A 19,470-nucleotide genomic window follows, 5' to 3' on the forward strand; every position below is an offset into this window, starting at 1 on the left:
TGTATGATGCGGACCGGTCTGCGCTCAGGCAGCTTCCAGATAACTGTGGTGGATGGTGTTGCCCAGCAGGATGATGTCGTCGATCAGGCTGTCCAGTGTCTGTTCCAGCCCGTCGGCAAAGATGTCCTCGATACTGCTGTAGGTCAGCCGCGCCTGGATTTCACTGGCGCGCCGCCGTGCACTGCGGCCTGCATGGCCTTCAATGCGGCCCAGCACCTTGTTGATTTCGCCAAAGCAGGCGCGCAGGCTGCGCGGCATGTCGTGGCGCAGGATCAGCAGTTCGGCCACCCGCTCCGGGGTGATGCTGTCGCGGTAGATGTCGCGATAGGCCTCGAAGCCGGACACCGAACGCAGCAGTGCCGCCCACTGGTAGTAGTCGAGGATGTTTTCTGCTTCCGGCTCGTTGTCACTGATCTGCTTGGTCTTCACGTTCAGGATGCGCGCGGTGTTGTCGGCGCGTTCGATGAAGGTGCCCAGGCGGGAAAAGTGGAAGGTGTCGTTGCGCAACATGGTGCCGTAACCCGCGCCACGGAACAGGTGCGAGCGTTCGCGTACCCATTCCAGAAAGGCCGATGCGCTGCGGGTATCCAGACCGCGGGCATGCCATTCACGCATTTCCAGCCAGGTGCCGTTCACCTGCTCCCACATCTCGGTGGTGATTTTCACCCGCACCACATGGGCGTTTTCCCGCGCATTGCGCATGCAGTTGTAAATGCTGCCCGGGTTCTCGCTGTCCAGTGCCAGATAGTGCAGCACGGCTTGCGGCGTGGGCGTGTGGTGACGGCGCAGAAAATCCGCCGTGCTGCCGGTGACATCCAGCGGTACCAGCAAGTCGTCTTGCGAGGACGCATGCAATAGCGACATCTGCAAGCTGACATCCAGCAAGCGCGCGGTGTTTTCGGCGCGTTCCATATTGCGTGCCATCCAGTACAGGCACCCTGCCATTCGGCTCAGCATGTGATGTCCTCCTTCAGGATCCAGGTATCTTTGGTGCCGCCGCCTTGCGACGAATTGACCACCAGTGAGCCTTCACGTAGTGCCACGCGGGTGAGGCCGCCGGCCACCAGCTGCACTTTCTTGCCCGACAACACAAAGGGGCGCAGGTCGATATGGCGCGGTGCAATGCCGGATTCGACAAAAGTAGGGCAGGTGGACAGGGACAGCGTGGGCTGGGCAATGAAGTTGGCCGGGTCTTCCAGGATGCGCAGGCGGTAGGCTTCGATTTCCGCCTGGGTGGAGGCCGGGCCAACCAGCATGCCGTAGCCGCCAGCGCCGTGGACTTCCTTCACTACCAGCTCGGACAGGTGATCCAGCACGTAGGCCAGGTCGTCCGGCTTGCGCAATTGCCAGGTGGGCACATTGTGCAGGATGGGTTCCTCGCCAAGATAGAAGCGGATCATGTCCGGTACATAAGGGTAGATGGACTTGTCGTCCGCCACGCCGGTGCCCACGGCATTGCATACGGTGACGCGACCTTCGCGATACACCGACATCAGGCCCGGCACGCCCAGCATGGAGCCGGGGTTGAAGGCCAGCGGGTCCAGATAGGCATCGTCCAGCCGGCGGTAAATCACGTCCACCCGCTGCGGGCCGGAGGTGGTGCGCATGTAGACATAACCGTTCTTGACGAACAGGTCCTGCCCCTCTACCAGTTCCACCCCCATCTGGCTGGCCAGGAAGGCGTGCTCGAAATAGGCGCTGTTGTACTGGCCGGGGGTGAGTACCACCACCGTGGGGTTGTCCACCTCGGCCGGCGAAACCGAGCGCAAGGTGTCCAGCAACATATTGGGGTAGTGCTCGACCGGGGTGATGTCGTGGCTGGCAAACAGCTCGGGGAACAGCCGCATCATCATCTTGCGGTTTTCCAGCATGTAGCTCACGCCGGATGGTGTGCGCAGATTGTCCTCCAGCACATAAAAACCACCGTCGTTGTGGCGGATGATGTCCACCCCGGCAATGTGGGCGTATACCTGACGTGGCAGGTCTATGCCCTGCATGGCCAGCTGGTAGCCCGCATTGGTGAGGATCTGCTCGGGCGGGATGATGCCGGCCTTGAGGATGTCCTGGTCGTGATAGATGTCGTGCAAGAAGCGGTTGAGCGCCGTTACCCGCTGGATGCAGCCTGCTTCCAGGGTTTTCCATTCGCTGGCAGAAATGATGCGCGGAATGGTGTCAAACGGGATCAGCCGTTCCGAGCCGCTTTCGTCGCCGTATACGGCAAAGGTGATGCCCACGCGGCGAAACAGGGTGTCAGCCTCGCTTTGCTTGTCGCGCAGCCAGGCCAGAGGCGCCTGGTTCAGCCAGTTGGCAAAACGCTGGTAGGACGGGCGGGTATCTTGTCCGGGCATCAGCATTTCGTCGTAGTGGGTGTGGTCTAGCGGTGTAATCCGGTGCATCGCGCATTCCCCCTTGTTGGCTTGTAAAGGGAGTAAGGCAATAAGCGTGCCCAGAAATGCCGGGCAACCGTCATTTTGACCGTGACCCAGGCAGGGCGCAGGTCTGAAGCAGGTAAAACGCTGGGCGGGCAGATGGGAGAATATGGCGCTGACCGCAGTTCTTCAGCGCGGTATTGAAAATTGATTGATTAATGCTGCTGTAAAAAATACAGAAAGATGGCGGTGCTGCACCTTAATGACACACGGGTGCAAACTGTGGTGCAGGCTGTGGCTGAGAATGGTGCAGGGCGGTAGAGTCCGGGCGGGCGATGCCGGGGCAGGCGGGCGTGAAGGCCACCTGCCACCGGTTGCCGGTGTGATCAGAGGATTTCGGCAATATTGCGCGCGGCGCGTTTGGCATCGAGGAAAATCAGGCCCAGCTTGGCTTCACGCCGGGCAATCACGGTGAGTACGGCATCCTTGCCAGCGTAACTCATCAGGATGTAGCCGTTGTCACCCTTCACCATCACTTGTTCCAGTTCGCCACGTGCCAGTTCCTTGGCGGTGCGCTCACCCAGTGACAGCATGGCGGCGGCCATGGCGCCCACCCGGTCTTCATCCACATCCTGTGGCAGCAGGGCGGCCATGGTCAGGCCGTCGGACGAGATGATGGCCGAGGCTTCGATATCGGCCGAGGCACCGTTGAGGTCACTCAGGATGGATTTGAGCATTTGTTCACGCATGGTTTTCTCCAGGGGGTATTCGGTGGCCCGTGTCGGGGCGGGTGCTTGTTCAGGCGTAACGACGGCTGAGCAACTCGATCAGCGTCACGAAGTGTTCGTCTTGCAATTGCGGCGTACCGCCGATGACCAGCACGAATGACTGCTGGCCCACATGCAAGGGGAAAAAGCCCAGTTCGCTATGACCGGCCGGGTTGCTGACGGCCCAGGCCAGGCTGTGGATGTTGAGATTGTTTTTCAGCAGCAAGCCATGACGGCGGTTGAGCGACATGATGTCGCCGGCCAGCGCAGCTATTTCCTCGGCCGACTCGTGGTGAAAACCGGCGGTGGCGTAGTACAGGCCATTGTCGTCAGCCAGCAGCGCCCGGCCGGTATCGGACAGCGCCGCCAGCAGGGTGGGCAGCTGGCTTTCCAGATTCACCGCCAGCGTGGGGCGCGGCTCGGTGGTGCCGTGGACAAAATCCAGTCTTTGCAGGCGATACAGGGTTTCCAGCCCGCGTTCCAGATTGTTGTCATGCCATTCGGCCAGCAATTCGGTGGTGAGCGGAACCGCATGGCCCAGGCGCAGGATATGGGTGAGCAGCACGCGCGCGGCATCCTGGTCCGGGCTGGATACCGCATAGTAGGCGCCGGCCGGACTGGTGATCGGATACAGCGCATCCTTGAGCGAGAGGTGGTCTGACATCATCAGCTTTCCAGCCCGGGGTCGATGGAGAACAGCAAGGCCAGCACCAGCTTTTTGACGTCCTCCCGGGAGCGGGCGTCAATTTCGAAAATGGGCGGGCGCATATCGAATTTTTCCAGCAGCGCGGCATAGGTTTCGATGCTGGGGGTGGCGCGCACATCGGTCTTGGTGACGCCAATCACCAGCGGTGCCACCTTGAGCATGTCGCGGAAGGCGTTCAGGAAAAACTGTAAATCCTTCACCGGATTGGCGCGGGTATTGTCCAGCAGCAGGATCAGCCCGATACCGCCATGGCTGAGGATGTCCCACATGAAGTCAAAGCGTTCCTGACCCGGCGTACCGTACAGATGCACCTTGGTGGCCTCGTCCAGCATCAGTACCCCGTAGTCCAGTGCCACGGTGGTGGTGTCCTTGCGGTTGAGTGTCATGTCGGATGCACGGGCATCGGTGGTGACCGGCGCAATATCGCTGATGGCAGCAATGGCGGTGGTTTTGCCAGCGCCTACCGGGCCGGCAAAGATGATTTTGTTATCGTAAGCTCGCATGGATAAGGGGTTTCCTGGTTACAGGCCAATGACTTTTTTCAGCAGGCGTGACAGCAGGCTGCCACTGCCTGGTGCGGTCTGGATGCTGGCCGGGGCTGCATCCGCCGGAGATACGGCGGCAGCGGCTTCCTTGCGTGGCGGTGGGCGCACCGGTTCGGTGCTCATTACCTGCAAGGTGGTGTTGCGATTCGGCAGATCCAGGATGCCTATGCCATAGGCGGCTGCCAGATAGTTGAACAGATGCTCCGGCGGCACTTTCAGCAAGCGGGTGATCAGCTTGAGATTCACCGGGGTACGCGTCAGAAAGGCGGTGATGCGCATGGCTTCCGGAATGGGGGCCAGCCGCGTCAGATTGGGCCAGTAGCGCAGACGGATGGGGGTGTCGGCGGAAATGCCACGCATCAGCCGCCCCTGACAGGTCCAGATGGCGAGCTGCCAGGCCAGGGTTTGCGGGCGGATTTCCTCGGCCCTGGCGGGGACGGTGCTGTCGTTCCAGGCTTGGTGGTCCACTTCCTGGCTGGTGTGGGCGCATAGCGCTTGCAGGCTATCCAGCGGCTGCAGCAGCCAGGCCTTGTCCTGGGCTGCTTGCACAATCAGCACCGGCACCTCACGCACGCGTACCACCGCATTGCTGCGCTGGCGCAACAGGCGTGCCACCAGGCCGAACAAGCCGGCATGCGGGTCGAAGCGGGCATAACTGATGATGTGCGGCTCGGCCTGGGTTGCAGGCTGCGTGGCACTGGTGTGATGCGCGCTCGCCGGCGGCAGCATGCTGCGCACTACATCATCATGCTCATGCGCCAGCGCGGTTTTGTCCTCTGCGGATGCGGTCTCTGCCTCGGGCTGTTCATCCGGCAAATCCATCAACTGCGGCAAGTCGGATGTAGCCGCGCTATGGCTTTCCTGCTGACGCGCGGCGGCCTCGGCGCGGTGGGCGGCCTGTGACTGGCTGATTACCGCATCCAGCGTGGGTGCCACGCTGGCTACATAGGCCGCGGCATCGCTGACCGGGGTGTGGCCGCTGATGTCCGCCTGGCTTGTTGTCCTGGACGGGGGGGCCGCGTGATGCGCTGGGCGCTGTGCTGCCGGCTGCTCCGCCATGCTGCGCAACGGGCTGGTTTGCGGCGGCTGGCGTAGCAGCTCGCGCATTTGCGGAAACAGGGTTTCAATGCGGATGGGCTTGCGCAGCACGGCCGCAGGGGCATCGCTGGGTGGCGTGGTGGTGACAATCAGCGCCGGCAGGTGCGGGTGTTCGGCACGAAAGTCATGCCAGGCATTCCAGCCGGTGATGCTGTCGACATCGACAATGGCCAGGTCAGGATTCAGGCCCGGAGCCTCGTCCAGCAGCTGGTAGTGTTGATGCGAGTGGTGCATGCGGAACGCCATGCGGAATACCGACAGTTTGCGGGTATCCATGCCCACCGGCATGACGGTGATGGAGCGGGCTTGTGCAGTGTTGCTGGGCATCATGGTCTGGTTTTCTCAGGCCGCAAAACGTTGCTGGTTGAGGCGTTGTTTCATGGTTTGCACAAACTGGCCCAGCATGGCGGTGATTTCGATGGGCGGGCAGGCCAGTTGCTCACGCACTTGCCGGGTCAGTGAGGTAAAGCGCGCCAGATCGCCCAGATGCTCGTACAGCTTGAGCAGCGGCGGGTAGAGCGTGGCATCGGCCGGGTTGGCCAGCACTGCTGTTTCCAGTGTCTGGATGGCCATGTCGATCTGGCCGAATTCGACAAACTGATCGGCTTCGGCCAGCACATCATCCAGCACCTGTCCGGCCTGTTGCGGCTGACGGACCAGCAGCAGCGGCACGCGCGGCGACACGGGGGCCGGGGTACTGACATAACCCATGCGGCGGCCGATTTCCTCCAGTGCCATGCGGTCTGGCTGGGCTTCCAGCGCCAGCAGCAGCGGGTGTTCACCCAGCCGGTAACCCAGTTGCAGCAACTGTTGTTTCAGATTGAGCCCGGCGTTGCCGATGGCCACGTGGAACTGCCACAGATAGCGGCAGAACAGGGACAGCTTGCGCGTCATGTAACAGGCTCGCAGGGTGTCGATCAGCCGGGACAGCGATACACCTTCTTCTGCGGCCATGCTTTGCAGGGCGGGCAGGGCGGCGGCCGGTTCGTGGCAGGCCAGCAGGATGCTGGCCTGGCGGGCGGGTGGCAGCAGGGTGGTCAGTGTGGCCAGTTCGCGCGGGTTTAGCGCCGAGAGTTCTGTGCGGCCTTCCACCAGCGGGACGCGTGGCAGTTGTGCGGCAATCTGCACGGCTTCGCTGGTGGATACCACCGGCTGGTCCGGTGTCTGGCCGACGGCGCGCAGCAGCAGTTCTTCATGGCTGTGCTGGGGCAGATGATCGCCCAGTTGCTGGTTGACTGCGTCAATGCCCATGCCCAGCCGGCTTTCAGCCACCACCCGCAGCGACAGGTTTTGCGGGTCTTCCTGCAAGCCTAGGAACACGGCGTCGGTCAGTTGCTGCCGGTCCAGCAGGCTGCGTTCATGCAGACGCTCGAGCATGTCGCTGTAGTCATCAATCCAGCGCAGGCTGAGATAAAGCTCGGACAGGCGCTTGAGCTGGCTGGGGGCATTGACCGAGCTGCCGTCCACATAGCTGCGCAGGGCCAGGGCGGCCTGTTCCAGATAACCGAACTGCAAGAACACCTCGACCTCGGCCAGGATGTCCAGGTCGTCCACGGCATAGGACAGGGTCTGCTCGCCGTCATCTTCCTTGTCGGCTTCGCTGTCAGCGGCGGTTTCGGCCAGCACATCAGCTTGAATGGCGGGCTGGATGGCGGGCTGGGCTGCCGCCTGGGAGCGCGGCTGGCGGATGACGGCTTCCGGCAGCAACTGCGCTGTTTGCGGCGGCGTGTGGCCCGGTGCCGGGCTGGCATCGGGCTGGCGGCGCAAGAGAACCACCAGCAGCATGCCAACCAGCAACAGCAGGACGACGCTGGCGGCCATGGCTTCTGGCGATGCGCTTAATTGGGCAAGCAAGGTGCTAAGGGAGTCCATGGGAAGGTGGCTCAATCCAGCGTGTAGTCGGCAGCGGTAATCAGGTCGGTACCGCACTCCAGGGTTTCGAACCAGTCGAGGAAGCGTTTGACCATGTCCTTGCCCTTGAACGAGCCGCCGTGCTGCGGCACGATCCACTCCACATCCAGCTGGCGAATCATGTTCACCCACAGGCGGCAGGCCTTGTTATTGGTCATGTAACGCTTGTGGAAGCCCAGCATGTGGCTGTCGATCAGGTGGGCGTCGAAGTCGCTCACCGGTTTGCCGGCATCGTGACCATCCATCAGCGAGGCACCGATGTCGCCGGAGAACAGGATTTTGCTGATCGGGTCGTACACCTGGAAAAAACCGACGGTGTGCAGGTAATGCGCCGGAATGATCTTGAGAGTGGATTCGCCCAGGGTGATGTCCATGCCGCGTGGCGGAATGGGAATCAGCCGGCCTTCGGTGGCACCGCGGATACAGAAGTGCGGCAAGAAGCGCACCCATTCCTGGGCAATGATGATCTGGGCATCGGTGATCAGCAGCCAGCCGTTGGCGGAGGCGATGATGTCCGGGTCCTGGTGGGAGGCGAAAATGTAACGGGTGTGCGATGGCAGGAAGTAGTCAGCCAGCTCGGCAATCAGGTGCTTGTAAGTCAGGTTGCCACCCGGGTCCAGCAGCATGCCGTCGCCTTTGTCGATGATGGCAAACTGATTGGACTGAATGCCTTCTCCCTGTACCAGCTCGGTAAATGCAACGCACTTGTGATTACCATCATCATAAAGCACCAGAGCCATGGCTGTTCCTTGCGTGAAAATTGCCGCCCGGACGTGGTACGCAGAAGGAAAGAAGCCGATTACGGCAAAATCGGCAGCTGTCTGCTTGTCAACGTCATTGGGACTTGTGAGAAGCTGTTTATTATTTTCATTTGGCTCTAAACGGTTTTGATATGAGTCAATAATGGCATAAATGCATGCTGAATATTTGAATGGAATATAAGTTTTGCGTGCAGGTGAAATGTGGAAGCAGATTCAAAGACTTCCAGAAGCAGATGGGCTGGCTGGCCTATGGGGAATGGCTGTCCTAGTGCCTGGGTGCTGTCCGGACTGACAGGTAGTAATGCGCGGTTCAGCGCTGTTTGAGCGTGCGGATGGCTTCGCTGATGGCCTGCAGCAATTGTGGGTCGCTGGCCGGATTGGCGGCCAGGTACAAGGGGTCGCCCTGTGGCAGGGAGAGTACTGCGTCAAACTGCTGCTCGGGCAGTTTCAGCCGTGCCAGCTGGCTGCGTAGCTGGTCCGGGTCGGCTATCAGCAGCTGGGCCGCTCCGCTTTGCAGCAGGCGCGGACACTCTTGCTGGCTGTTGGTGATGATGTACTGGCTGTTTTCCTGGAAACCGGCCTTGGCCAGGAATTCTTCTTGTACATCATGATTGCCCACGCACACCTTGCAGCAGTTTTTCACTTGTTCCAGGCTCTGCGGCGTAATACCGGTTTCGCCGTGCAGTCGGTAGAACACGCGTTGCATGTAGGCTATCTGCCCCAGCCAGATGAACTGGCTTTCGCGGCTGCTGGTACGGGCAATGGAGTAGATCAGCGTGTTGGGTCGGGTAGCGGCGATGCGATAGGCACGTGCCCATGGCAGCACTTGAAAATCTGCCTTCAGGCCAGCGTGCGCCAGGATGTCCTTTACCAGACGCGTGCTGGGGCCGGAGACATTGCCCTGGCCATCGACGGTGCTAAGCCAGGACGAGTTTTCGGTTACCACCAGCAAGCGTTCGGCTGCACTGGCAGGCTGGGCCAGCAGCGCCGATAGCAACAGTATGGCACCGGCGTGGGACAGGCAGGACAGAACACGGTGGATGACTGACATGGTGGGACTCCGGCAATCACATCAGGAATGAGTACACTATAAACGACAACAGCCGCCGGGTTGCACCGGCGGCTGTTGTCGTTGAAACAAGGCTTGTTACAGCTTGCCTTCCAGCCAGGACGGCAGGCTTTCCAGCGCTGCGGCCAGGTTCTCCGGCTGCGTACCGCCAGCCTGTGCCATGTCCGGACGGCCACCGCCCTTGCCGCCTACTTGCAGGGCAACCTGATTCACCAGTTCACCAGCCTTGACCTTGCCGGTCAGGTCCTTGGAAACACGGGCAATCAGGCTCACCTTGCCGTCGGCCACGCAGGCCAGCAGCGCAAGGCCGCTTTCCAGCTTGTCCATGACCTTGTCGCTCATGTCACGCAAGGTGGCTGCATCGATGTCGTCAATCTTGCTGATCAGGCAGGCCACGCCATTGATGCTTTGCTGTTTGCCGGCCAGCAGCTGGTCGAGCTGACCCAGCGCCAGTTGGCCCTTCAGCTGCTGAGCCTGTTTCTGCGCGGCCTTCAGTTCGGCCTGCAGTTTTTCCAGCTTGGACAGCAGTTCGCCCGGCTGTGCCTGGGCGATGGCAGCGGCGGCTTTCAGTTCGCCATCCTGTGCCTGCACCAGTGCCACCGCACCTTCGCCGGTGACGGCTTCGATACGGCGCACGCCAGCAGCCACACCGGTTTCGGCGATGATCTTGAACAGGCCGATATCACCGGTGCGCTGTACGTGGGTACCGCCGCACAGTTCGGTGGAGAAGTCGCCCATTTTCAGCACGCGCACGGTGTCGCCGTACTTTTCACCAAACAGGGCAATGGCACCGGCCTTGATGGCGTCGTCGTAGGACATGTGGCCCACGCTGACTTCCACGTTGTGGATCACCACGCGGTTGACGATGCGCTCCACTTCGGCCAGTTGCTCGGTGGAAACCGGTTCGTTATGGGCAAAGTCGAAGCGGGCACGTTCCGGGTTCACCAGCGAACCCTTCTGCGCCACGTGTTCACCCAGTACATGGCGCAGGGCGGCATGCAGCAGGTGAGTGGCAGAGTGGTTACGCGCGGTGGCGGCACGCTTGTGCAGGTCGATGGTGGCGGTGACGCTGTCGCCAACCTTCAGGCTGCCACGTGCCAGACGGCCCTTGTGACCGAATACCGCAGCCTGCACCTTCTGGGTGTCGGCCACGTCGAACAGTGCAGCCACGCCGCCCTGGGCAGAGATTTCACCCACATCGCCCACCTGACCGCCGCCTTCGGCGTAGAAGGCGGTATTGTCCAGCACCACGATGCCTTCGTCGCCGGCGTCCAGCTGCTGTACGGCTTCATTGCCCTTGTACAGTGCCAGTACCTTGGCATCCACGCTGCTGGATTCGTAGCCGTTGAATACGGTGTCGGCACCGTTGTAGTCCACATTGCCGGCCATCTTGAAGGACGAAGCGGCACGGGCGCGTTCGCGCTGGGCTTCCATTGCCTTGTCGAAGCCGTCCTGATCCACTTCCACTTCGCGTTCGCGGCAGATGTCGGCGGTCAGGTCCAGCGGGAAGCCGAAGGTGTCGTACAGCTTGAAGGCGGTTTCGCCATCCAGCACCTTGCTGTTGGCTGCCAGTGCGGTTTCCAGCAGGGCCATGCCCTTGTCCAGGGTTTCGGCAAAGCGCAGTTCTTCCTGGCGCAGGGTGTCTTCGATCTCGGCCTGCTTCTGGCGCAGTTCCGGATAGGCCTGACCCATTTCCTCGGCCAGGTCGGCGACCAGCTTGTGGAAGAACAGACCCTTCTGACCCAGCTTGTAACCGTGGCGGATGGCGCGACGGATGATGCGACGCAGCACGTAACCGCGGCCATCGTTGGACGGAATCACGCCGTCGGCAATCAGGAAGGAGCAGGCGCGGATGTGGTCGGCAATCACTTTCAGCGACGGCACGTCCATGCTGAAGGGCACGCCGGTTTCGCGCGCAGCGGCTTTCAGCAGGTTCTGGAACAGGTCGATCTCGTAGTTGGCGTGTACGTGTTGCAGCACGGCCGAGATACGCTCCAGGCCCATGCCGGTATCCACCGACGGTTTCGGCAGCGGATGCATGGTGCCGGACTCGTCGCGGTTGAACTGCATGAACACGTTGTTCCAGATTTCGATGAAGCGGTCACCGTCTTCTTCCGGGCTTCCCGGCGGGCCGCCCCAGATATGGTCGCCGTGGTCGTAGAAAATTTCGGTACACGGGCCGCAGGGGCCGGTGTCACCCATTTGCCAGAAGTTGTCCGAGGCGTAGGGCGCGCCCTTGTTGTCGCCAATGCGGACAATCTTGTCAGCCGGAACGCCGATTTCCTTGTTCCAGATATCGAAGGCTTCGTCGTCGGTGGCGTACACCGTCACCATCAGCTTTTCCTTCGGCAGTGCCAGCCATTGTTCGCCGGTGAGGAATTCCCAGGCGAAGTGAATGGCGTCGCGCTTGAAGTAATCACCGAAGCTGAAGTTGCCCAGCATTTCGAAGAAGGTATGGTGACGTGCGGTGTAGCCGACGTTTTCCAGGTCGTTGTGCTTGCCGCCGGCGCGTACGCATTTCTGGCTGGTGGTGGCGCGGGTGTAGGGGCGCTTGTCAAAGCCGAGGAACACGTCCTTGAACTGGTTCATGCCGGCATTGGTAAACAGCAGGGTGGGGTCTTCCCACGGTACCAGCGAGCTGGAGGCTACTACCTGGTGGCCTTTGGAGGCGAAGAAATCCAGGAATTTCTGGCGAATTTCGGAGGTTTTCATGTCGTTTTCGTCGAGATTGAATACGTTGGTAGCGGCGTGGGACAGTGTCTTGCGGCCATTACGGTCATGCCCGATTGTGTCAAGCCACGGCAAGGCTGGCAAGGGTCATGTCGCGGCGATGAAGCCCGTGCCGTGCTAGTCCTCGTCAGCCCAGGGGAAGTCGTCTTCTTCACGGCCTGCCATCACCTGACGGATGACACCCATGCCAAAGCCGCGTGCCGCCAGAAAGCGCATCTGTTTCGCCCTTTCCTGCGGCGTGGTGGCCACGCTGCCAAACTTCTTTTCCCACTGTCGCCGGGCCAGGGCCAGGTCGTCACGCTCGGCCAGGGCATCGGCAATGTCTTCCTGTGCTACACCGCGCTGGCGCATTTCCTGCTGCAGGCGGCGGGTGCCGTATTTCTGGCCCTTGATGTCGGCAAACTGCCGGGCAAAGCGGCTGTCGGACTGCCAGTTGCGCTCGGCCAGTTCGTCCAGCAGGGTGGCCAGCTGTTCCGGGCTTTCGGCAAACGGCGCGAGCCGCCGCTCCAGTTCCCGCCGTGTGTACTCGCGGCGGGACAAGAGATCGACGGCTCGCGCCTTCAGGCTTTTTTCCATCAGCCGTTCGCGTGCTTATACGTCCAGTACGTCGTCAGCCAGCTCTTCGTCGTTCTCGGTGATTTCCACCTTGATGCCGACGGCTTCGCGGATCTTGCCTTCGATTTCCTGCGCGATGGCCGGGTTGGACTTCAGCCATTCACGGGTGTTGTCCTTGCCCTGGCCGATCTTCTGGCCGTTGTAGGCATACCAGGCACCGGATTTTTCAATGAAGCCGTGCTTGACGCCCAGCTCGATGATTTCGCCTTCGCGGCTGATGCCTTCACCGTACAGGATGTCGAAATCGGCCTGGCGGAACGGCGGCGATACCTTGTTCTTCACTACCTTGACGCGGGTTTCGTTACCGATCACCTCGTCACCCTTCTTGATGCCGCCGACGCGACGGATGTCCAGACGCACGGAGGCGTAGAACTTCAATGCGTTACCGCCGGTGGTGGTTTCCGGGTTGCCGAACATCACGCCGATCTTCATGCGGATCTGGTTGATGAAGATCACCAGGGTGTTGGTGCGCTTGATGTTGGCGGTCAGCTTGCGCAGTGCCTGACTCATCAGGCGGGCTTGCAGGCCAACGTGGCTATCACCCATTTCGCCTTCGATTTCGGCCTTGGGTACCAGGGCGGCCACCGAGTCGATCACGATGACGTCAACACCGCTGGAACGCACCAGCATGTCGCAGATTTCCAGCGCCTGTTCGCCGGTGTCCGGCTGGGAAATCAGCAGGTCTTCCACGTTGACACCCAGTTTCTGGGCGTAGATCGGGTCCAGTGCGTTTTCTGCGTCGATGTAGGCGCAGGTGCCACCCAGTTTCTGGGCTTCGGCCACGGCCTGCAGACACAGGGTGGTTTTACCGGAAGATTCCGGGCCGTAGATTTCCACGACACGGCCGCGCGGCAGACCGCCAACACCCAGTGCCAGGTCCAGGCCCAGCGAACCGGTGGATACCACTTGCAGGTTTTCGTTGATCTGGTTGTCGCTCATCCGCATGATCGAACCCTTGCCGAACTGCTTTTCGATCTGGGCAAGGGCTGCCGCCAATGCGCGGCTCTTGTCTTCTGACGCCATGCTGTCTCCAATTGCGTGTAGTGGAATCGATAGATGGGGGATTATCGCACAAAGGCAAGAGCCGACAAATGCGAAAGACGGCTTGAAATGACACCAATACACGCAACATGGTATTGATGGAGAGGCTGGCCGGAATCGCCCGGTCAGGTAAAATGAGAGCATGATGAACGAGCGCGCACAACGTCTGCTGAAAACGCTGATCGAACGCTATATTGCCGATGGTCAGCCAGTGGGATCGAAAACCCTGTCCATGCTGTCCGGCATGGAACTGTCATCTGCATCCATCCGCAACATCCTGGCCGACCTGGAGGGCATGGGGCTGATTGCCTCGCCGCATACCTCGGCCGGACGCGTGCCGACGGCCAAGGGCTATCGCCTGTTTGTCGACCACCTGCTCACCATCCAGCCGCTGGAAGAGCTGGCCATGCGCGAGCTGGAAAGCAGCCTGCAGCCGGACAGCCCGCAGCGCATTGCGCAGGCAGCATCCACCTTGCTGTCCGATCTCACCCACTTTGCCGGGGTGGTGGTGACACCGCAGCGCTCTGATGTCGCTTTTCGCCAGATCGAATTCCTGCGCCTGTCCGAGCGGCGCATCCTGATGATTCTGGTGACGCTGGATGGTGATGTGCAAAACCACTTGCTCACCACCGAACGCGATTACAGCCCGAGCGAACTGGTGGAAGCCGGCAATTTCATCAACCAGCATTATGCCGGCCAGGGCCTGAGCGCCATTGCCAGCCGTGTGGCGGTGGAGTTGCGCGAACTGCAGGGTAACATCACCGAACTGATGTCGGCCGCAGTGCGCTTTGGCCAGAGTTCGCTGGGCAGCCCCAGCGACGCGGTGGTGATTGCCGGCGGCATGAATCTGCTGAATGTGCGCGACTTGTCCGAAGACCTGTCACGACTGCGCGAACTGTTTGCCACTTTCGAGCGCAAGACCGAACTGCTGAAACTGCTGAACCAGGGGCAGGATGCCCAGGGCGTCAATATTTTCATCGGTGAGGAATCCGGCGTGATGACGCTGGACGAATGCTCGGTGGTGACCGCGCCCTACAGCATCAACGGCATGGTGGTGGGCACGCTGGGCGTGGTCGGCCCCACCCGCATGGCCTACGAACGGGTCATTCCCATTGTCGACATTACTGCGCGGCTGGTTTCCAGCGCGCTCTCTTATTAAGCCGCACTGGCGGCAATACACGGAATTTCCGATGAAACGATTCTTGATGGCCGCTGCCCTTGCCGGTGGCGTGGTGTCTTCTGTGGCGCAAGCCGATGCCGCCTTGCTGGGCCGGGCAGACGTACAGCGCTATATCGACGAGCAGGTGGCCAGTGGCAGCTTCAACCGGCCCGAGCTGGAGGCGGTGTTTGCCAATGTGGAACTCAAGCCCAATATCATCGCCATTCTGGACAAGCCGGCGACATCCCGGCCCTGGTATCAGTTTCGCGGCAGCTTTTACAACGAGCGCCTGCTGAAAAACGGCGTGGCTTTCTGGCAGCAGCATGCCGCCACCTTGCAGCGTGCCGAGCAGGTGTATGGCGTGCCGCCGGAAATGGTAGTGGCCATTCTGGGCATTGAAACCAATTACGGCCGCAACACCGGCAGCTTCCGCCTGGCTGATGCGCTGACCACCATTGCCTTCAACTACCCGCGCCGTGCCGAGTACTTCCGTGGCGAGCTGACCGAATTCCTCAAGCTGTCCAAGGAAGAGGGCATCGACCCGCTGACGCTGAAAGGCTCTTATGCCGGGGCGATGGGCCTGCCGCAGTTCATGCCGTCCAGCTTCCGCAAGTGGGCGGTGGATTTTGACGGCAGCGGCCACCGCGATATCTGGAATAACGTCGACGATGCCATCGGCAGCGTGGCGCATTACTTCCAGCTGCAAGGCTGGCGCCATGGCGACGACATCGTCATCCCGGCAGCAGTACAACCTGGCGTGGATCTGAGCAGCCTGGTGGCCGACAAATTCAACCTGCACCTGACAGTGGGCGAACTCAAGGCACGCGGTGTGCTGCCACAAGCCCAGGTGGCCGACAACGTGCAGGCGGTGCTGGTGCCGCTGGAAACTGCGCCGGGGGTGACGGAATACTGGCTGGGGCTGAACAATTTCTATGTGATTACCCGCTACAACAAGAGCACCCTGTATGCCAAGGTGGCGCAAGAGCTGGCAGCCGAGCTGCGCCTGCGCTACCTGAATGCCCAGGCCCAGTCAGCAGCACAGCCCGCTGCCGACAGCGCGAATCCGGCCCAGTAAGGCCAGCCAGACCGGCAGGCGGCAACTGACAAAAGAAGTCGCCTTGCCGGCCGATTGCCATTAAAATCCGCCCCCATGAGCTATCAAGTCCTTGCCCGCAAGTGGCGCCCCAAACGCTTTGCCGACCTTGTCGGCCAGGAGCACGTGGTACGCGCCCTCTCCAATGCCCTGAAAGAAGAGCGGCTGCATCACGCCTATCTGCTGACCGGCACCCGCGGGGTGGGCAAGACCACCATCGCACGCATTCTGGCCAAGAGCCTGAACTGCGAAACCGGCACCACGGCCGAGCCTTGCGGTGAATGTTCTGCCTGTCGCCAGATCGACGCAGGCCGCTTTGTCGACCTGCTGGAAATCGACGCCGCCTCCAATACCGGCATCGACAATATCCGCGAAGTACTGGAAAACGCGCAGTACGCGCCCACTTCCGGCCGCTTCAAGGTGTACATCATCGACGAAGTGCACATGCTGTCCAAGAGTGCCTTCAACGCCATGCTCAAGACGCTGGAAGAACCGCCGTCCCACGTCAAGTTCATCCTGGCCACTACCGATCCGCAAAAAGTGCCGGTCACGGTGCTGTCGCGCTGCCTGCAGTTTTCGCTGCGCAACATGACGCCACAGCAGGTGGCAGGCCATCTGGCCCATGTGCTGCAAGTGGAAAACGTGCCGCATGAAAGCGCCGCACTGGCCCTGCTGGGCCGTGCTGCAGCAGGTTCCATGCGTGATGCGCTGTCGCTGCTGGATCAGGCAATTGCCTATGGCATGGGCGAGGTGAAGGAAGACGGCGTGCGCGCCATGCTGGGCGCGGTGGACCGCCGCTACCTGTTCGTGTTGCTGGACGCACTGGCCGCCGGTGATGGCCCGCGCCTGATGGCCGAAGCCGAACAGCTGGCGCAGCGTGGCATCGGTTTTGACAGTGTGCTGGCCGAAATGGCCGTACTGTTGCAGCAACTGGCCATGGCACAGACCGTGCCCACGGCCATTGCCGACGACGAACCCGAACGCGAAGCATTGTTTGCGCTGGCCAGCCTGATTGCCCCGCAAGACGTGCAGCTGTACTACCAGATTGCCATTCATGGCCGCAAGGATCTGGCGCTGGCACCGGACGAACATGCCGGTTTCAACATGAGCTTGCTGCGCATGCTGGCCTTCCATCCGGTCAACGCCCAGCCTGAGAGTGCAGCCGCGCCGCGCAGCAATGCCGCGCCTGCCGCACATCGCCCGGCGCAGGCCCCGGCCAGTGCGCCGGCGGCGGTAACTGCGGCCGAGCCCGGCACCGACGGTTCTGCCGCTGCCCGTGCCTTGCTGGCAGGCCTGGCCAATCGCAAGCCGGCCAGCCGTCTGGCCGAGCAGCAGGCTTCCCCGGCGGCCGACGCCGACCCGGAACCTGCACCCCGGCCTGAGCCTGTCGCACCGCCACCCGCGCCGGTGGAGGCGGTAGCCAAACCGCAAGTTGCGCCTGCTGTGCTAGCGCCGGTTGCTGCATCCGCGCCTGCTGAAGAGACGCCTGAAGCTGAAGACCAGGCCAGCGAGCAAGACAGCGAACTGGAAACCGCGGCGCCGTGGGACGATGCCGACGATGCCTTGCCTGCCTATGCCATGGCCGAAGAAGCCGAGCTGGCGGAAACGGTGGCCTATCAGTTTGATGGCGACTGGAGTGCGCTGGTGGGCTTGCTGGGTACCCGTCTGGGAGCCGCCCGCATGCTGGCACACAATGCCGTGCTGAAAAACTGGAGCCAGTCGCGACTGGAGCTGGCCGTGCCGGACAGCTTCCGTCACATGGCTACCCGCGACTATCAGGAAAAACTCAAGGCTGCGCTGACCGAGCAATTCGGTCAGCCGGTCGAACTGGTGGTGACAATCGAGGAACTGGGGCTGGAAACACCGGCCATGCAGGGTGCCCGTCATCGTCAGGAACAACTGGCCCAGGCCCGACAATGCCTGGAAAACGATCCGGTCATCCAGCAACTGGTGCGCGAAATGGGCGCCACGCTGGTGGCGGAAACGATTCAACCTTTGCAGGAGTTGTGACATGTTCGGTAAAAACGGTATCGCTGGTCTGATGAAGCAAGCCCAGCAAATGCAGGAAAACATGAAGAAGGCCCAGGAAGAACTGGCCACCGTGGAAGTGGAAGGCCAGTCCGGTGCCGGTCTGGTGAAAATCGTCATGACTTGTGCTCACGATGTGAAGCGCGTGTCCATCGACGACAGCCTGCTGGACGATGCCAAGGAAGACAAGGAAATGCTGGAAGACCTGATTGCCGCTGCCGTCAACGACGCGGTACGCAAGGTGGAAGCCACTTCCCAGGAAAAGATGTCCGGCTTTACCAACGGCCTGAATCTGCCGGCCGGCATGAAACTGCCGTTCTAAGACCCGCTCATAAAAACCCCGATTCTGCGTTGCGCCGACTTGCCGTACTCACTGTACTGTCTGCGTCGGCGCGCCTTGACTCGGGTGCTCTACGAGGTTTTGTTAGCGGCTCCAAGCCCCTTGCAACTGGCGGGGCCCGCCAATGATTGACAGCCCGTGGGAGTGGGAGTCGGCATGGAGCAGGTATTGCAGGGACGTTGTCTGTGTGGGGCGGTGCGCTATCAATGCCATGGCCGCCCCTTGAGCGTGACTTACTGCTATTGCAAGACCTGCCAGCTGGCCAGCGGCGCGCCGGTGTACCTGGGGGCGCTATACCCCGCCGGTGCCGTGCGCTGGCAAGGCAGCACCACCGCTTACCGCTCCTCGGCGCTCGGCCTGCGACATTTTTGCGGGCAGTGCGGTTCCACCCTGTTTTATGAATGCACCGATGGCAGCGGGCGGGTGGAAATCACCATTCCCACGCTGGAAACGCCAGCGGTATTGCGGCCTGACTGTCATGAATGGACGTCCAGTGCCATTCCCTGGTTTCACCTGGACGACGACCTGCCGCGTTACCCGCAGGGCGCGCCGGACGACTGATGCCTTGCCTGTTCCCCTTTGCCAAACCCGTATTCCGGATTGCCGATGAAAAACCCACCCGCGCTTGAACAACTGATTGCTGCCCTGAAAGTGCTGCCCGGTGTCGGCCCCAAAACCGCCCAGCGCATGGCTTTCCATTTGCTGCAACGGGACAAGACCGGGGCGGACAAGCTGGCGCGGGCGCTGGATCGGGCGCTGAACCATCTCACCCATTGCGAACGCTGTAATACCTTCAGCGAAACCCCGTTGTGCAGCATCTGTGCCGACCCGGAGCGCAGGCCAGACCAGCTGTGCGTGGTGGAAATGCCGGCCGATCTGATGACGCTGGAGCAGGCCAAATGCTATCAGGGCCTGTATTTCGTGCTGATGGGGCGTATTTCGCCGCTGGACAATATCGGCCCCAAGGAAGTGAACCTGGACAAGCTGATGGTGCGGGCGCTGGACGAGGTGGTGGAGGAGGTGGTGATTGCCACCAATTTTACTGCCGAGGGCGAAGTCACCGCCCACATGATTGCCGAGCTGCTCAAGGGCCGTGGCCCCAAGGTGTCGCGCATTGCGCGCGGACTGCCGGTGGGCGGCGAGCTGGAATATGTCGACCTGAGCACGCTGGCGCAGGCGGTGTACGAACGCAAATCGCTGACCGCCCAGTCCGACCCGTCCACCCCGCCGGGCTGAGC

The 19,470-nt window shown here is 61.4% G+C and carries 18 protein-coding genes; 6 read left to right on the forward strand and 12 right to left on the reverse strand.

Annotation, left to right across the window (positions count from 1 at the left end; genetic code table 11):
* Nucleotides 1–24: 24 nt before the first annotated feature.
* The 12 genes from ACE3SE_RS17235 to recA all read right to left on the reverse strand — a co-directional run bounded on the left by ACE3SE_RS17235 (nt 25) and on the right by recA (nt 13,594).
* Nucleotides 25–957: an alpha-E domain-containing protein gene (locus tag ACE3SE_RS17235; RefSeq protein WP_374557113.1), complete on the reverse strand. Its 933-nt coding sequence runs from the start codon at nt 955–957 to the stop codon at nt 25–27.
* Nucleotides 951–2,396 carry a circularly permuted type 2 ATP-grasp protein gene (locus ACE3SE_RS17240; protein ID WP_131359021.1) on the reverse strand — a complete coding sequence of 482 codons (1,446 nt, stop codon included), beginning with the start codon at nt 2,394–2,396 and terminating at the stop codon, nt 951–953. Before ACE3SE_RS17240 ends, ACE3SE_RS17235 begins: the two co-directional genes overlap by 7 nt.
* Before the next feature lie 359 nt (nt 2,397–2,755).
* Nucleotides 2,756–3,118 (reverse strand): roadblock/LC7 domain-containing protein, encoded by a 363-nt coding sequence (locus ACE3SE_RS17245; protein ID WP_045846088.1) that lies wholly within the window; start codon nt 3,116–3,118, stop codon nt 2,756–2,758.
* 49 nt (nt 3,119–3,167) lie between these two features.
* Nucleotides 3,168–3,803: a peptidase M23 gene (locus ACE3SE_RS17250; RefSeq protein ID WP_231588835.1), complete on the reverse strand. Its 636-nt coding sequence runs from the start codon at nt 3,801–3,803 to the stop codon at nt 3,168–3,170.
* A complete protein-coding gene (locus tag ACE3SE_RS17255) occupies nt 3,803–4,345 on the reverse strand; it encodes a GTP-binding protein (protein WP_045846087.1) in 543 nt (180 codons plus the stop codon). Before ACE3SE_RS17255 ends, ACE3SE_RS17250 begins: the two co-directional genes overlap by 1 nt.
* Before the next feature lie 18 nt (nt 4,346–4,363).
* Nucleotides 4,364–5,815 carry a hypothetical protein gene (locus tag ACE3SE_RS17260; RefSeq protein WP_374557116.1) on the reverse strand — a complete coding sequence of 484 codons (1,452 nt, stop codon included), beginning with the start codon at nt 5,813–5,815 and terminating at the stop codon, nt 4,364–4,366.
* Nucleotides 5,816–5,827: 12 nt separating this feature from the next.
* A complete protein-coding gene (locus tag ACE3SE_RS17265; protein ID WP_374557118.1) occupies nt 5,828–7,357 on the reverse strand; it encodes a hypothetical protein in 1,530 nt (509 codons plus the stop codon).
* Nucleotides 7,358–7,368: 11 nt separating this feature from the next.
* Nucleotides 7,369–8,136, reverse strand: a complete 768-nt coding sequence (locus ACE3SE_RS17270; RefSeq protein WP_045846084.1) for an MBL fold metallo-hydrolase — start codon at nt 8,134–8,136, stop codon at nt 7,369–7,371.
* 331 nt (nt 8,137–8,467) lie between these two features.
* Complete coding sequence (locus tag ACE3SE_RS17275; protein WP_374557120.1) at nt 8,468–9,208, reverse strand: substrate-binding periplasmic protein; 741 nt, start codon at nt 9,206–9,208, stop codon at nt 8,468–8,470.
* A 96-nt stretch (nt 9,209–9,304) separates the two neighbouring features.
* Nucleotides 9,305–11,938 carry an alanine--tRNA ligase gene (gene alaS / locus ACE3SE_RS17280; RefSeq protein WP_374557122.1) on the reverse strand — a complete coding sequence of 878 codons (2,634 nt, stop codon included), beginning with the start codon at nt 11,936–11,938 and terminating at the stop codon, nt 9,305–9,307.
* A 135-nt stretch (nt 11,939–12,073) separates the two neighbouring features.
* Nucleotides 12,074–12,532, reverse strand: coding sequence for a recombination regulator RecX (gene recX / locus ACE3SE_RS17285; RefSeq protein ID WP_374557124.1), 459 nt, complete (start codon nt 12,530–12,532; stop codon nt 12,074–12,076).
* Nucleotides 12,533–12,547: 15 nt separating this feature from the next.
* Nucleotides 12,548–13,594 carry a recombinase RecA gene (recA, locus tag ACE3SE_RS17290; RefSeq protein WP_045846081.1) on the reverse strand — a complete coding sequence of 349 codons (1,047 nt, stop codon included), beginning with the start codon at nt 13,592–13,594 and terminating at the stop codon, nt 12,548–12,550.
* Nucleotides 13,595–13,754: 160 nt separating this feature from the next.
* On the opposite strand from recA, the gene hrcA reads away from it, so the two are divergent.
* The 6 genes from hrcA to recR all read left to right on the forward strand — a co-directional run bounded on the left by hrcA (nt 13,755) and on the right by recR (nt 19,468).
* The gene (gene hrcA, locus ACE3SE_RS17295; RefSeq protein ID WP_045846080.1) at nt 13,755–14,771 is read left to right on the forward strand and encodes a heat-inducible transcriptional repressor HrcA; all 1,017 of its coding nucleotides are present in this window, start codon (nt 13,755–13,757) and stop codon (nt 14,769–14,771) included.
* A 31-nt stretch (nt 14,772–14,802) separates the two neighbouring features.
* Nucleotides 14,803–15,846, forward strand: coding sequence for a lytic murein transglycosylase B (mltB, locus tag ACE3SE_RS17300; RefSeq protein ID WP_045846079.1), 1,044 nt, complete (start codon nt 14,803–14,805; stop codon nt 15,844–15,846).
* 75 nt (nt 15,847–15,921) lie between these two features.
* The gene (dnaX, locus tag ACE3SE_RS17305) at nt 15,922–17,874 is read left to right on the forward strand and encodes a DNA polymerase III subunit gamma/tau (RefSeq protein ID WP_374557127.1); all 1,953 of its coding nucleotides are present in this window, start codon (nt 15,922–15,924) and stop codon (nt 17,872–17,874) included.
* Between the two features lies 1 nt (nt 17,875).
* Nucleotides 17,876–18,214, forward strand: a complete 339-nt coding sequence (locus tag ACE3SE_RS17310) for a YbaB/EbfC family nucleoid-associated protein (RefSeq protein WP_045846077.1) — start codon at nt 17,876–17,878, stop codon at nt 18,212–18,214.
* 174 nt (nt 18,215–18,388) lie between these two features.
* Nucleotides 18,389–18,793: a GFA family protein gene (locus tag ACE3SE_RS17315; protein WP_131359050.1), complete on the forward strand. Its 405-nt coding sequence runs from the start codon at nt 18,389–18,391 to the stop codon at nt 18,791–18,793.
* 45 nt (nt 18,794–18,838) lie between these two features.
* Entirely contained in the window at nt 18,839–19,468 is a 630-nt protein-coding gene (gene recR / locus ACE3SE_RS17320) for a recombination mediator RecR (RefSeq protein WP_089085972.1), read from the forward strand.
* Nucleotides 19,469–19,470 lie beyond the last annotated feature (2 nt).

This window comes from Aquitalea pelogenes (assembly GCF_041914625.1).
Lineage (GTDB): Bacteria > Pseudomonadota > Gammaproteobacteria > Burkholderiales > Chromobacteriaceae > Aquitalea > Aquitalea pelogenes.

Excerpts from the sequence above, each read along its gene's own strand:
- ACE3SE_RS17265 (WP_374557118.1), bottom strand. The coding sequence starts at position 7,357 with ATGGACTCCCTTAGCACCTTGCTTGCCCAATTAAGCGCATCGCCAGAA.
- hrcA (WP_045846080.1), top strand. The coding sequence starts at position 13,755 with ATGATGAACGAGCGCGCACAACGTCTGCTGAAAACGCTGATCGAACGC.
- ACE3SE_RS17270 (WP_045846084.1), bottom strand. The coding sequence starts at position 8,136 with ATGGCTCTGGTGCTTTATGATGATGGTAATCACAAGTGCGTTGCATTT.
- ACE3SE_RS17310 (WP_045846077.1), top strand. The coding sequence starts at position 17,876 with ATGTTCGGTAAAAACGGTATCGCTGGTCTGATGAAGCAAGCCCAGCAA.
- ACE3SE_RS17245 (WP_045846088.1), bottom strand. The coding sequence starts at position 3,118 with ATGCGTGAACAAATGCTCAAATCCATCCTGAGTGACCTCAACGGTGCC.
- dnaX (WP_374557127.1), top strand. The coding sequence starts at position 15,922 with ATGAGCTATCAAGTCCTTGCCCGCAAGTGGCGCCCCAAACGCTTTGCC.
- ACE3SE_RS17275 (WP_374557120.1), bottom strand. The coding sequence starts at position 9,208 with ATGTCAGTCATCCACCGTGTTCTGTCCTGCCTGTCCCACGCCGGTGCC.
- recX (WP_374557124.1), bottom strand. The coding sequence starts at position 12,532 with ATGGAAAAAAGCCTGAAGGCGCGAGCCGTCGATCTCTTGTCCCGCCGC.
- ACE3SE_RS17315 (WP_131359050.1), top strand. The coding sequence starts at position 18,389 with ATGGAGCAGGTATTGCAGGGACGTTGTCTGTGTGGGGCGGTGCGCTAT.
- alaS (WP_374557122.1), bottom strand. The coding sequence starts at position 11,938 with ATGAAAACCTCCGAAATTCGCCAGAAATTCCTGGATTTCTTCGCCTCC.
- ACE3SE_RS17260 (WP_374557116.1), bottom strand. The coding sequence starts at position 5,815 with ATGATGCCCAGCAACACTGCACAAGCCCGCTCCATCACCGTCATGCCG.
- ACE3SE_RS17255 (WP_045846087.1), bottom strand. The coding sequence starts at position 4,345 with ATGCGAGCTTACGATAACAAAATCATCTTTGCCGGCCCGGTAGGCGCT.
- ACE3SE_RS17250 (WP_231588835.1), bottom strand. The coding sequence starts at position 3,803 with ATGATGTCAGACCACCTCTCGCTCAAGGATGCGCTGTATCCGATCACC.
- mltB (WP_045846079.1), top strand. The coding sequence starts at position 14,803 with ATGAAACGATTCTTGATGGCCGCTGCCCTTGCCGGTGGCGTGGTGTCT.
- ACE3SE_RS17240 (WP_131359021.1), bottom strand. The coding sequence starts at position 2,396 with ATGCACCGGATTACACCGCTAGACCACACCCACTACGACGAAATGCTG.
- recR (WP_089085972.1), top strand. The coding sequence starts at position 18,839 with ATGAAAAACCCACCCGCGCTTGAACAACTGATTGCTGCCCTGAAAGTG.
- ACE3SE_RS17235 (WP_374557113.1), bottom strand. The coding sequence starts at position 957 with ATGCTGAGCCGAATGGCAGGGTGCCTGTACTGGATGGCACGCAATATG.
- recA (WP_045846081.1), bottom strand. The coding sequence starts at position 13,594 with ATGGCGTCAGAAGACAAGAGCCGCGCATTGGCGGCAGCCCTTGCCCAG.